Below are 12,636 nucleotides of genomic sequence, written 5' to 3' on the forward strand. Positions count from 1 at the left end.
AGCCCAACTATATGCTCAGCCCTCAAAAACTCAAGCTAATCCTTACATCTACCAAAGAAAATAGGAACGAAAAATGGTGGTAAAAAGGCTGCCAGGAGCCTTCTAACCATCAAGCCGAAATTAATGTTACGGTTCTGATTATCCCGTCGATCTTCCGCATCTCTGTCACTATAGCGTCAAGCTCCTTAAGTGAGGGTGTCTCTAGTCTGGCTACCACATCAAACTCGCCGTAGACTGTCCGGGCCTCAGATACACCCTTAATCTTCTCCAGAGCCTGCCTCACGCTGTACTCTTTACCTATTTTTGTCACCATTAGGACGTAGACAACTACAGCCAACCCATACCCTCCAATGATACTTATTTGGAGGTAAACATCTTTTAAAGCTTCCCAATCACTTTTTAGAAAGGTTTATCGAAGATGACCCCGCAACCAACCCGAATTTTCGACTTCATTTTTTACAGTAAACAGATCAAAAACCGAGTTTGCGGACTGATTCAAGGCGGTCTGGGGTGTTATTTTAGTCTATTATTTAACTCTTTGAGGTATATGCTCTCAGCTTTTCCTCTCTTTTCTCTAAAAACCATGTAGGTTAATGTCAGAAGCGACACAAAGCCGCCGAGACTTATCTCTTCCCCCGTGTCAACCTCATATAATTTCTTTGCCTCGATGAGCTTCTCGTATTCTTCTTCGCTTAGGTAAATAGGTTTCTCCCCATGCAACTTAACCACCTATTGTAACTTTAGTTATTCTACCTCACGGATGACCTAAATATGCCAGTCTTTGTGGCGCGTCGTATAACATAGTAAACGCAACCAACCGCAACCCAACCCAATGTAAGGTAGTAAACAGCGCTTTCATACTGGGTCATAACCACTGCCACAATAACAACCGCCACTATTGGCAGAGCAACTCCACCGGGAGCCCTGAACGAAGGTTTAACATCTTTCCTATATCTCCGTAGGAAGATTACTGACAGACTGCATATAGAACATATGATTCCAAAGTTGCCGCCACCCATTTGAATTAGAAAGTAGATTAGATGTGGGTAGGCAGTTAATATAATTGAAAGCACAAGTAGAACAGTTAGTGAAACTATAGGCGTCTTGAATCGCCTATGAACATATGCAAATTGGCTGGGGAATATACCCGTCCTACCCATTGCCAAGAGGACCCTGCTGCTGTCTAGGAACAATACGATCATGGTGGTTATAATAGCTATTATCGTGGCTAAAGAGATCGTGGGAGCAAGCCAAGGAGCGAACTTTGTGGAAGCATAGGATAGAGGTGCGTGGTAAGCGAAGCTGTTTTCAGGGGTGAAGTCAGACCATGGTGCAACTCCAAAAGTAATCAGCAATGTTAGAAAATAGAAAACGGTGGTGATGAGGAAGGCGATGGAAATAGCTTTAGGTATGGTCTCTTGGGGCTTCCTAACCTCTTCTGCGACAGAGGTTAGAGCTATCCAAGCCGTGTAGCCAAGCCAAGCGATAGTTATCCCTATTAAGCTACCTCTGAAACCCATGTAACCAGCCACGATAGGAGTGTAGTAATTAAGGTTCACGTTGAAAATCCCGACCACTATATAAAAGAGCATCAAGAGGAGGAGTAGAACTGTGAGCGCCGTATTTACTAAACCTGTAAGCCTTATTCCTAAACAGTTTATCGCCCAAACGACTACTATGGATAAAACAGACACCAACATTGTATACTTTTCAAATCCCGGAATTAGAGTTGATATGAGTTGAGCTAGATATGTTGCCCCTACGGTTTGAGCTATTACACCAAATGTGAACCAGTAAAGCCAACCAGTTAGGAAACTGGAGAAGATTCTGATGCCTTTGCTCTTCCCAAAGGTTTCATATGGGTAAACATATATGCCTCCAGCCTTAGGGAAAGCGGTTGCCAGCTCCACGAAATTTAAAGATATGATATACATGAGTAAGCCTGCCAGAGCCCAAACCAGCACTGCAACTGGTCCAGCTAGCGTAACTGTAAGTGAAGGTAAAACGAATACAGCTATCCCAATCATGCCACCTATACAAATAGCTGCGCACTCTCGAACCCCTAGAGTCCCTGTCTTCAATTCAGATTTAGATATACTCATTTTTTGGTAATCACCCATAAATGAGATGTGAAGACAGAGAGCTTGAATCTATTTCAATATTTATAAGTTTCTACTCATTTTTAAGTAAAACATCTCGTGTAGAGATGGTGCGTCTGAATGGAGGCTCCAATTTGGGGCGGAGTGACGTATCATTAGAGTCCCCTAGGTACCCGGATGAGATGTTATGGTGGACACCGATCCTAGTAAAGATAATGCGCAAAGAAGACTTGACCCTAAACGAAGCGAAAGAAGCTGCGAACAGACTCTTTTGCCTTCTTAAAGAGGAGAGAGCTGAAGCCCAAGTCTTGGTAGCCAGTTTCTTCGGCGGATTGACTGTGAAAGGGGTTACAGTCGACGAATTAGCTGGTATGGCTTCGGCGGTGGATGAATCGAAACTGTTCAAATTCCAATTCGACGTGAATGAGCCGGTGATTACTGGAGGAGGCACTGGAGGAGATACACTGAAGACTATCAATGTAACAACGCCTGCGTTAATTGTTGCATCTGCTGCTGGCGCCCTAACAATTAAAAGTGCAGCCAAAGCCTTCTCATCTAAGACTGGAGCTGCAGACCTAGCTGTAACGTTAGGCGTGAAGGTCGACGCTTCACCCGATGTAGTTAAAAAGTGTTTAAAGGAAGTGGGAACGGCGGTATGGGCTTCGGCAGGTATATACCCCTGGATGGAACCTATTCTGAAGTTCAGAAACCTCCCAATCGCACCTGTCATATTACCTTTGATTAGTTCTCTGAGGTTGATGATAGCAACCTCTTTGAATCCCTTCTCTGTTAAGAGACAGATTAGAGGAATCTCCATCCCTGACACAGAAATGGTCGCCAGGGTTCTCTCAATTGTTGGGCAAGAGCGAGCGCTCGTGACCATAGGATACGGGAGAAGTGAAAAAATAATAATCGACGAGCTTTCAAATCTTGGGGATAGCGTTGTCTCCGAACTCAAGCATAATGGCGAGATCGAAACCTACAAAATTCACCCGGAAGACTTGGGAGTGAAGCTAGGCGACCCAGACGAAGTCAGAGCAAAGGATACACATGAAGAGAACGCGAAAGTTGTCTTGAAAATTTTAGCCGGAAAAGATCGGGGAGCGAGACGTGACCTAGTGCTCATAAATGCGGGGGCCGTGCTCTATCTGGCTGAGAAGGTGAAAGATTTGAAAGACGGGTATGAGTTAGCATGCCAAGTTTTGGACTCGACTGATGTGACCAGGAAAGTTGAAGACTTAGTTGCTATGAGTGGTGGTGATGTACGGAGGTATAGATCTCTGCTTTCAACCATCTAGGTTTTCTTAACAAGAAAATTCATTGTAATGATATTCTCTACTACTTCCAACTGTTTAAGTTCAAGCATAATAGCCTCTCGAGGCGAAGTAAAACCTTCACCGTCTACTATGGTGGGAGCATCTTTTCCCCCCCATATCATGGGCATAACCCAGACGAATAACTCGTCCACCACCCCCTCCGACAGGAAACTCCATCTCACCTCGCTACCCCCTTCTACTAGCAGTCTCCTAACCCCTCTCTCGTAGAGTTTCTCTAGAAGATTTCTGATGTCAACCTTAGTGTCGCCGCACTCAACAACCTCAGCACCAGCACCCCTTAACCCTTCGACAGCACACGGAGGTGCTGAACGCGAGACAGCTATCAGGGTGGGTGCTTCCTTGACATTTAACACCGCCGAGTTCAGGGGAGTTCTGGCTTTACTATCCAAAACAACGCGAAGAGGACTTTTACCATCAACCAACCTAACAGTTAACCTAGGGTTATCGGTGAGCACAGTCTTTACACCAACCAATATACAATCAACTTCAGACCTCAGACGATGCAACCTTTCCTGCAGACGGCGCCCCATCAAAGGCATGAACACACGCCCTTGAAGGTTTTTAGGAGCAGTCTTACCATCTACGCTCATAAAACCTCCGACAACCACGTAAGGTCTTCCCAAACAGGACACCGACGCGCATATTGTATGATGGTTATTTAAAGATGATTAAGACAAGAGAAGCATACAGCCCACCTTTAATTCGGCTGACTACCGTTTCAACATAAGTTTACCTGAGAGGCACCACACTGAGAGGATGACGAACTACCGCAAAGTAACAGCTTTAAACTTTTCACCTTGAACAAAGGGCCGCCAGTTCCTAGTTGAACTCTAGATTTGCAGCTCTACAAGTCTTAGGATAGGAGAGGCGACCGCAGAATTTTCTTTATTAGATATTGGTGAAGGCGAGTGTCATCTGCGAGTTCTGGGTGGAATGCTGTAGCGATCATATTGCCCTCTTGAACAGCCACAACCTTACCATTATATCGTGCTAAAACCTCTGCAGCACCCCAAACCTTCTCTACCACAGGAGCCCTGATAAAGACCCCTGGAAATAGGGACCCCCCAAGCGCTGGGATTTCCAGTTCGGCTTCAAACGACTCCCTCTGCCTCCCAAAGGCGTTACGAACAACTCGGATATCCATCAAGCCCAGAGTAGGTTGACCAATATCGCCAAGCCGCGCGTCAGAAACTTCCTTCGCCATTAGAACCATACCCGCACAGGTTCCTAAGATTGCCATTCCATCTGCCGCCGCCTGGGCTAATCTATCCTGAAGCTTCAGAATTTGAGACAACCGCCCTATAGTAGTACTTTCTCCGCCGGGAATGATAAGGCCGTGAACCTCCTCCAGCTTTGCTGGTTCCTTTACCAAAAGGATTTGCCCTCTATGTCCAGTTTGCTCTAACGCTGTCCGCAACGCTTCGACATGCTCAGAGACGGCACCTTGGAGAGCTAGGATGCCGATCTTTAACTCAGGCTCAGAGGGCACTCTCACCAGCCCCGAGTTTGCATTAACTCTTCAGGCTTTAAGGTTTTGACAGCCAGACCAGGCATAGACTTCTTCTCGGTTATCATTCTCGATGCCTCGACGAGCACATCTGGCTTATCCCAGTGAGTGACAGCCAAGACTATTGCTTTAGCCCGCTCGAGAGGGTCATCGGACTTGAAGATGCCTGAACCCACAAAAACTCCGTCGGCGCCGAGCCACATCATCAACGCGGCATCAGCGGGGGTAGCTATGCCTCCTGCCGCAAAGTTTACCACGGGGAGCCTCCCAAGGTTTGCTGTCTCTTTGACAAGTTCGAGAGGTACTTTGTATTCTCTGGATACATCGAGCAACTGCTCTTCAGTAGTGCTCTTAAGCTCCCTAATCTTTCCCATGACTAGCTTCATATGTTTCACCGCTTCAGCCACATCCCCAGTCCCAGCCTCCCCTTTAGTCCTTATCATCGCTGCACCCTCAGCTATCCTCCGCAAAGCCTCCCCCAGATCCCGGGCTCCATTTACGAAAGGAACTGTGAACCCCCACTTATCAATGTGGTGTTGCTCGTCTGCCGGAGTTAGAACTTCACTCTCATCAATCATGTCTACACCTATCGCCTCGAGAATCTTAGCCTCCATATAGTGGCCTATCCTGCACTTCGCCATGACAGGTATCGTCACATGATCTATAACATCCTCTATAACCTTCACATCGCACATCCTAGCGACACCTCCAGCCTTCCTGACATCTACGGGGAGCTTATCTAGAACCATGACAGCTACTGCCCCAGCCTCCTCGGCGATCTGTGCTTGCTCCACATTTGTGACATCCATTATTACGCCGCCTTTCTGCATCTTCGCGAAACCTCTCTTGACGCGTACCGTGCCGTAAAGTGGTTTCTTCTCTACAGCCGCGTCTAGAATATTCTCCATCGGTGATCTCCTATACCAATTTGGATGGGATTCTCATAAGCTTTATTACAGCGGAAGCGCCACACCTGGTTGAGGCTGTTACCGTCAAGCTTGACAAGATAAACTTAATTAAGATTAAGCACTCTTCTCTGGGGCAACCTAAATAGTTTACTCAGCCTAGTCTAGTTTATTTCACAGCCAGTTCCTTTAATCGCTAACTCTGGCAATGTAAAATCAATTCTTTGGAAGTTAAAAAAACTTTAACGGAGAGAAGAGACTTTGAGCAGTCTCGGTGTAAGTTTCGCGGCTCTTTTACTTGAATTGAATCCTGACAGCTGAATTGAACGGTAACTCTTCTTACCAACCCAGCTGGAAAGGAGGACCCTAGTGTTTATGCGGTCTCTGAGAGAATTATATTTTAGAATTAGGGCTATGTGGCCGTGCTCAGGTTTACATGAGAGCACCTTGGCGTGCCGCTTTACACGGCACATTAGTCGGTAGAGGTCTGAAACCCCCAGTGACGGAAGTAACTCTTTCCAAATCTCTAATCTTCTCCTCAAACAGCGATGCTTCTGCATGGCTATCGAACTCTAATAGTTGCTACTCTTTATAAATCAATGTTTAACAGCTATAAAACTCGTAGAAGAGATTTCTTGCCACCCAAGGTTTCATGTATATAATTTACGGAGGCAGCTGTGGGCTATGTGCGCCAATCGGCAGGGTATGGCGAAGGGTCAAGATTGGTGTATTATACCATGGCATTTAGCCATATTTGGGCAAGCCGATGGTGAAACTGGGCAGCCGTTTGCTACAGTAGCTCCTTCCTAAATTTCTGGATGAGGTATTGGATCTCTTCAAGATACTTCTTGCCCTTAAGCTTGTACCCATAGTTGTCTAGGTCTGTGACCAGATCCAAGCAGATGGTTAATATTTCCTCAAGGTCATCAACTGTCTCCTTCAAGTCCCTTTTGAGTCGTTCCACCTCACGTTCATCTAACATTCGGAGTCTCTGCTCTACCTCGTCTCTGACTGGATGTTCTCCCCTCGGAGGCATATTACCATCTCTGTTTTAACATTTAAATAACATCTACGAAGTGTGGTTGATAGAGCGACAGCTTTCACTGAAAGGCTTTAGGTAGGAGAGGATTGGAACCCCCCTGGCCGAATCTCTTACAGAACCTTACTCTTCTCGACATCTTCGTAATATTGGCCCTAAGCTTTGTCGTAGACCTAGTCTGGGGGTTGATCTTCAGAGCTTCTGTAGTAGCCTGCAGCAGAGCTAGGCCACAAAAGTCGGAAGGTGAACATGATGGGCCACCGATCTCGGTGATCATACCCTGCCACAACAGTGAAGATGTAATTGACCGCACCCTGAAGTCGATTATGAGTTCAGGTTACCCTAATTTAGAGCTTATCGTAGTTGATGACGCCTCCACAAACGGAACTTACAATAAGGTCGCCTCTTACAGGCAGAGGGTAACCTTACTTCACAAGTCCAAGAGTGGGAGGAGGAAGACTGAAGCTGTGAACTTTGGAATTCCGTATGCTAGTAGTGAGATCATAGTGGTCATTGACGATGACACAGAAGTTGCCCCAGGAGCCTTCCAAGAGCTGTTAAGGCCTCTGAGGGACGAGAGAGTAGCCGCTGCGGGGGGGAACGTCAAGGTTAGAACTTACAAAGGTAACCTCCTAACTAAACTTCAAGACGTAGAGTACATGGTTAGCATGGAGTTGGGCAGGTCTTTCCAGACTGCCTTCTACGGGGGAGCCATAGTGATCTCAGGCTGCTTCGGCGCCTTTAGACGGGGTATCCTGAAGAAGATCGGTCAATACGACCCTGACACTATCACGGAAGATCTGGATCTAACTTGGAAGATTTACAGGCTCCTCGGGAAGGTAGCATACAGCCCAAATGCAGTCTGTTATACGGAGACACCTAGAACCCTGAGAGCGCTTTTAAGACAGAGGACACGTTGGGACAGAGGACTGCTCGAGACCTTGGCGAAGCATAGGGGCATTATATTCGATCCAAAGATTGGACGTGTAAAGATGCTCATCTTGGACACCCTAATCTTTGAGTTCGCCTTACTCTTCGCTAGGCCTCTCTGGGTGGTGGGAGCGGCCTCACTGCTATATCCGCCTTTGGCGGTTGTTGCCTTAGTTGTTGGGTTCTATATTGGGCTCGAGGCATTCACAGTGATGGTGGCCGGGCTACTTTCGAGTGATAAGCGAAACGCGCTGAAGATGACGTATGCTCCCTTAATGTTCATATACCGGCAACTTCTAGGGTTGATCAGAATAAGAGCGACTATCCTATACCTCTTAGGAAGTAAGAGTGTATGGTAACGAAGGTGTGAATAGTCGACCCCAAATTCTCATTGCACCGAGCGGACCTCGCAACATAACACTTGGTAGCCTAATGTTGCAGGAGGCTGAAACCGTTTGGCGTTTGCCAAAAATTCTTGGCTACTCAAATCTTGGTGAGGCACAAACGCCGCCGGCCCTACATTTTAGCAACGTGAGAGTAGGCATAGAAAATAGAGTGCCAAGCAGGGTTACTCTGCTAAATAATTATTGGGTGGGGTGCTGGGGTAACGTTCGACTATTACTATTTAATTAAACTTGAGTAGATTTGTTTCCAAGTTATACGCTATAATGCAGTTAGGTGGTTCGCGGTGGGGCATACAATAAAAGTTCTGGGACTAGATATCGGCGGCGCTAACACCAAGTCGGTGGCGATAAAGGTCGAAGACGAAACTCCAAAGCTGATATGGAATACCTCCACTTACATTCCTGTGTGGAAGGTTGGAAGGTTGCAGCTAGCCTCTCTCCTAAAGAGTCTGAGAGATCAATTATCAGTGTCCAACCATCTCGACGCAATAGGAGCCACTATGACGGCCGAGCTTTCAGATGTCTACTCGACGAAGAGGGAGGGAGTAAACCACATCCTCAGCCTCTTAGAGGAGACCTTCAAGGGATCAGCGGTATACGTCTTAACCACTGATTCACGGCTTGTATCGTTAGCCGAAGCTCGTGAAGCCCCCCTAAAAGTAGCCTCAGCCAACTGGGCTGCTACAGGTTGGCTGGCCTGCCAATTATTTAAAGACTGCGTCGCGATAGATGTCGGGAGTACCACTACAAGCATAATACCTGTATCTGGAGGCAAGGTTGCTGCGAAGGGTGCCACTGACTTTGAGAAGCTTATTTACGGGGAGCTCGTATACACTGGCGCACTACGAACTAATCCTGCGGCGATCGTGAATGCCGTCCCATTCAGGGGCGAGATGGTTAGGGTCTCGTCGGAGTTATTCACTTCTACCGGTGATATTCATCTCGTCTTGGGTAACATTCAACCAGAGGACTACACAGCCGAGACGGCTGACGGCAGGGGCAAGTCTAGAAGCGAGGCTATAGCAAGGATTGCGCGACTCGTCTGTGCCGATAAAGAGATGTTGAACGAGAGCGATATTTTACATATTGCACGATACGTGGAAGAGAAGCAGATCCTCCAGATTGCGGATGGGCTTGGAGACGTATTAAAGCGGACAGGGCTCTACCGCAACGCTGGCTTGAGGGTTTTGGTAACTGGGCTCGGCAGGAATTTTTTAGCTAGGAAAGCGGCGGAGAAGCTAGGCTTAACTCGCATAATAGATTTAGGTAGCTTAGTGGGTGGCGAGGTTGCCGTGGTCTCCACAGCCTTCGCCTTAGCCCTCATGACTGCCTCGATGCTTGTTGGAGGTAGGCTGGAGTGGTTGAGGCGGTTCTGAAGTTTGGTGGAAGTCTGGGTGAGGAGACAAATGTTCTACTGAAGCTAGCTGAAAAGCTCTCAGACCTCTCTACCCGTCATAGGCTTCTCGTGATTCCTGGGGGTGGAAGGTTTGCTGACGCGGCTCGGTGGTATTCTGAGAGGCTCCACCTTTCAGATGCAACTTCGCATCGAATAGCTGTAGTGGCTATGGATCAGTACGGCCTCCTACTCTCAGAGAAAATCAGGAATTCACGCATGGTTCTTACCCTCAAAGAGGCAGTACACGTTGCGGACAGCGGTAAACTCCCAATCCTTTTGCCTTCTCGGTTAATGCGGCGAGTGACTTCTTTACCTCCATCTTGGGATGTAACCTCCGACTCTATCGCCGCTTATATTGCGCGCACTATCAAAACTGAGAGGCTAGTGTTAATCACAGATGTAGATGGGGTATTCACAGTCGAGCCCAAGCTTCACCGAGATGCACGGCTACTGGAGAGGGTGACACTCGACCTTCTCTCAAACTTCAGGCCTCGAACCTGTGTAGACTCATACCTTCCTAAAGTGTTGAAGGGTTCTAAGCTGAGGTGCCACATAGTTAACGGGAGATACCCAGACCGAGTGTGCGACATCCTTGAGGGCCGTCCTACTGTTTCTACCGAGATATTGATCTAAAGGTAAATTATGCTGACCGCGCTTGGAGGCGTAATGAGGGTGTGAGGGTTAAAGTACGCCGGGTTAGAACTCGATACTGGAGACCTGGGACAGACTATATAAAGGAGATTCTGACGGCTGTCAGCAGTTTGGTTAGGGATGGTGACATTATCTCCATCTCGGAGAAGGCTATCTCAGTCGCTCAAGGTAACATCATAGACGAGGGTAAGGTTAACCCAGGCCCCCTAGCCCAAGCCTTAGCGCGATTTTGGATGAGAGTATTCTGGGGACATTTCCTCGGGTTTCTCTGTAGATTGAGAAGACGAACGATAGAGACATTGAAACGTTACCCGTTGGAGGAGGGAGCGCGACACAAGCAAGTTGCACTTGATTTTGCGGGTATGCTTCAAGCCCTTCGCTTCGGCTCAGAAGGGGGAATTGACTCATCAAATCTGCCCTACTCCTACTCTTGCCTCCCACTACGAGACCCAGCTTCGACAGCGGCCGAGATAGGCAATGCCATCAGAAACGCGACTGGGAGAGATGTTATAGTCCTCATCACAGACTCGGATAAGACCTACTCGTTGAGAGGATTCCACCTCTCGCCCACGTATGTCAACTTTGAAGGCATCTTTTCAGGGGGAGGTTTCTTAACCTACCTAATGGGCAGGTTTTTCAAGATGAAACCTAGGTCGACACCTAAAGCCGTCTACCCTCTTGGCCGGCTGCATGCTGATGAAGCTCTTGATTTAGCGGAATATTCACACCAAATCAGGGGCCACGGTTCTGGGCGGACAGTCTGGGAGATGGCTGAGAGGTTCGGGGTGGGTCTGACTGGTGTGACATGGGAGATGCTGGAGGCCGTCGACCATTACCCCATAGTCCTAATTCGGAGGGTAGATTAAAAAGGCTGGATGAGATAGGTTATTACTGGAGGGTAAGTAATTGGTTGTTAAGGTAGGGGTTAATGGTTTTGGCACCATTGGCAAGAGAGTTGCCGACGCTGTTCATGCGCAGCCAGATATGAAACTTATGGGGGTAGTTAAAACTAAGCCTGACTATAAGGCTCGGGTGGCACTCAAGAAAGGATACAAGGTCTATGCGGCGACTGAGCAGTCGCTCAAAGAATTTGAGAAATCCGGAGTTGATTCGGCTGGCACTATTCTCGACCTGATGAAGGATGTAGACATAATTGTAGATGCAACCCCAGGGGGGCTTGGTGAGCAGAATAAGGCTGAACTTTATGAAAGACAGAACATAAGGGCGATCTTTGAAGGAGGCGAGGAGGAGAAAGTAGCCGAGGTCTCATTCGTGGCACAATGCAACTTCGCTAAGGCGTTAGGTGCAAAGTATATCCGGTGTGTATCCTGCAATACCACCGGCTTTTGCAGAACTCTGCATGCCGTAGATCAAGCATTCGGCATAAAGAAGGCGTCCGCCACAGTGGTCAGGCGAGGAGCTGACCCCGAGGACACAAAGCGGGGGCCCATCGACGCAATAGTTCCCGACCCCACAAAGATTCCATCCCACCACGCGCCAGATGTCAACACGGTCCTTCCCCACCTGCCCTTCGTAACCATCGCTGTGAAGGTACCTACAACATACATGCATGTTCACGCTGTCATGGCTTCTCTTAAGACCACTGCAACTGCGGAGGATGTGGTTAAAGTTTTAGAGGATACAACAAGAATCATTCTCGTTAGTAAGAGTGACGGTTTAGGTTCGACGGCTGACCTTTTCGACTATGCGAGGGATCTAGGGAGACCTAGAGAAGACCTTTATGAGATCTGCGTATGGCGTGAATCTGTCACCGTGATTGATGGCGACCTTTACTATCTCCAAGCAGTCCATCAAGAGGCAGACGTGATCCCTGAGAATGTGGATGCCATCCGAGCCTCAATGAATCTCTCGGATGCAGATAGGTCGATAAAGATGACTAACGCCACGCTCGGGATTATCAAGTAAGTGTGATGCCGGCAGGTAAGCTGACAGCGCAGTAGCTTGGTTTAACCTAGGCTATAATCAGTTTAACATATTCTATTTTTCCACTTCTTTGGAGTGAATTTGTAAGCTCTCTTATCCTATCCGCTTCTCCATCTAATATGAATAGTTCTAAGCATCTATCCTCCCTGAAACGGTTGTGAAGTTGGGTGTAGATCACGTCCAGAAAGTTGTGCTTTAACTTTGTGACAAAGTCCTCAGCCACATGATCGTGAATGAGTAGAAGCACCCCCTTAACTCTGCCAGTCAATGCTTTCTTCTCTCTAACGTCCGCCAGGAGCATCCTGACTCCTGCCCTGATCGCTTCGGATCTCCCAGAGAAGCCCATCTCTCTTTCAATGTCATTCAGCTCTTCAAGCATCTTGCCGCTTATCGATATACTGATGTTCGCCACTCTAGCTCACCA

At 47.7% G+C, this 12,636-nt stretch carries 13 protein-coding genes and 1 pseudogene; 6 read left to right on the forward strand and 8 right to left on the reverse strand.

All coding sequences use genetic code 11. The features are described 5' to 3' along the window. Positions 1–109 precede the first annotated feature (109 nt). The 3 genes from QXJ75_02200 to QXJ75_02210 all read right to left on the reverse strand — a co-directional run bounded on the left by QXJ75_02200 (position 110) and on the right by QXJ75_02210 (position 2,102). Positions 110–337: an Lrp/AsnC ligand binding domain-containing protein gene (locus tag QXJ75_02200; GenBank protein ID MEM3736892.1), complete on the reverse strand. Its 228-nt coding sequence runs from the start codon at positions 335–337 to the stop codon at positions 110–112. A 176-nt stretch (positions 338–513) separates the two neighbouring features. After that, positions 514–720 carry a hypothetical protein gene (locus tag QXJ75_02205; protein MEM3736893.1) on the reverse strand — a complete coding sequence of 69 codons (207 nt, stop codon included), beginning with the start codon at positions 718–720 and terminating at the stop codon, positions 514–516. A 29-nt stretch (positions 721–749) separates the two neighbouring features. Beyond that, entirely contained in the window at positions 750–2,102 is a 1,353-nt protein-coding gene (locus QXJ75_02210; protein MEM3736894.1) for an APC family permease, read from the reverse strand. A gap of 131 nt (positions 2,103–2,233) precedes the next feature. Here QXJ75_02210 and QXJ75_02215 point away from each other — a divergent pair, with 131 nt between their 5' ends. Next, the gene (locus tag QXJ75_02215; protein ID MEM3736895.1) at positions 2,234–3,397 is read left to right on the forward strand and encodes a hypothetical protein; all 1,164 of its coding nucleotides are present in this window, start codon (positions 2,234–2,236) and stop codon (positions 3,395–3,397) included. Here QXJ75_02215 and QXJ75_02220 read toward each other — a convergent pair. From QXJ75_02220 to QXJ75_02235, 4 genes and pseudogenes are all read right to left on the reverse strand, one after another. Next, positions 3,394–4,068 (reverse strand): 2,5-diamino-6-(ribosylamino)-4(3H)-pyrimidinone 5'-phosphate reductase, encoded by a 675-nt coding sequence (locus QXJ75_02220; GenBank protein MEM3736896.1) that lies wholly within the window; start codon positions 4,066–4,068, stop codon positions 3,394–3,396. The two genes, QXJ75_02215 and QXJ75_02220, sit on opposite strands and share 4 nt — an antisense overlap. Before the next feature lie 221 nt (positions 4,069–4,289). Further along, positions 4,290–4,925 carry a pyridoxal 5'-phosphate synthase glutaminase subunit PdxT gene (gene pdxT / locus QXJ75_02225; protein MEM3736897.1) on the reverse strand — a complete coding sequence of 212 codons (636 nt, stop codon included), beginning with the start codon at positions 4,923–4,925 and terminating at the stop codon, positions 4,290–4,292. 2 nt (positions 4,926–4,927) lie between these two features. Then, positions 4,928–5,806: pseudogene (gene pdxS / locus QXJ75_02230) on the reverse strand (pyridoxal 5'-phosphate synthase lyase subunit PdxS). A gap of 832 nt (positions 5,807–6,638) precedes the next feature. Further along, positions 6,639–6,884, reverse strand: coding sequence for a hypothetical protein (locus QXJ75_02235; GenBank protein ID MEM3736898.1), 246 nt, complete (start codon positions 6,882–6,884; stop codon positions 6,639–6,641). Between the two features lie 92 nt (positions 6,885–6,976). Between QXJ75_02235 and QXJ75_02240 the strand changes: the two genes are divergently transcribed. From QXJ75_02240 to QXJ75_02260, 5 genes are all read left to right on the forward strand, one after another. Continuing rightward, positions 6,977–8,176 carry a glycosyltransferase family 2 protein gene (locus QXJ75_02240; GenBank protein MEM3736899.1) on the forward strand — a complete coding sequence of 400 codons (1,200 nt, stop codon included), beginning with the start codon at positions 6,977–6,979 and terminating at the stop codon, positions 8,174–8,176. Positions 8,177–8,505: 329 nt separating this feature from the next. After that, positions 8,506–9,597 (forward strand): hydantoinase/oxoprolinase family protein, encoded by a 1,092-nt coding sequence (locus tag QXJ75_02245; GenBank protein MEM3736900.1) that lies wholly within the window; start codon positions 8,506–8,508, stop codon positions 9,595–9,597. Further along, positions 9,579–10,250, forward strand: a complete 672-nt coding sequence (locus tag QXJ75_02250) for a hypothetical protein (protein ID MEM3736901.1) — start codon at positions 9,579–9,581, stop codon at positions 10,248–10,250. The genes QXJ75_02245 and QXJ75_02250 overlap by 19 nt, the downstream gene beginning before the upstream one ends. Positions 10,251–10,291: 41 nt before the next feature. Beyond that, entirely contained in the window at positions 10,292–11,134 is an 843-nt protein-coding gene (locus QXJ75_02255) for a coenzyme F420-0:L-glutamate ligase (GenBank protein MEM3736902.1), read from the forward strand. A 40-nt stretch (positions 11,135–11,174) separates the two neighbouring features. Next, positions 11,175–12,194 (forward strand): type II glyceraldehyde-3-phosphate dehydrogenase, encoded by a 1,020-nt coding sequence (locus QXJ75_02260; GenBank protein MEM3736903.1) that lies wholly within the window; start codon positions 11,175–11,177, stop codon positions 12,192–12,194. Positions 12,195–12,240: 46 nt separating this feature from the next. Here the strand turns inward: QXJ75_02260 and QXJ75_02265 are convergent, their stop codons facing one another. After that, complete coding sequence (locus QXJ75_02265; GenBank protein ID MEM3736904.1) at positions 12,241–12,624, reverse strand: CopG family ribbon-helix-helix protein; 384 nt, start codon at positions 12,622–12,624, stop codon at positions 12,241–12,243. Between the last annotated feature and the right edge of the window lie 12 nt (positions 12,625–12,636).

The organism is Candidatus Bathyarchaeia archaeon, from assembly GCA_038883335.1.
Classification (GTDB): Archaea; Thermoproteota; Bathyarchaeia; order Hecatellales; family Hecatellaceae; genus JAVZMI01.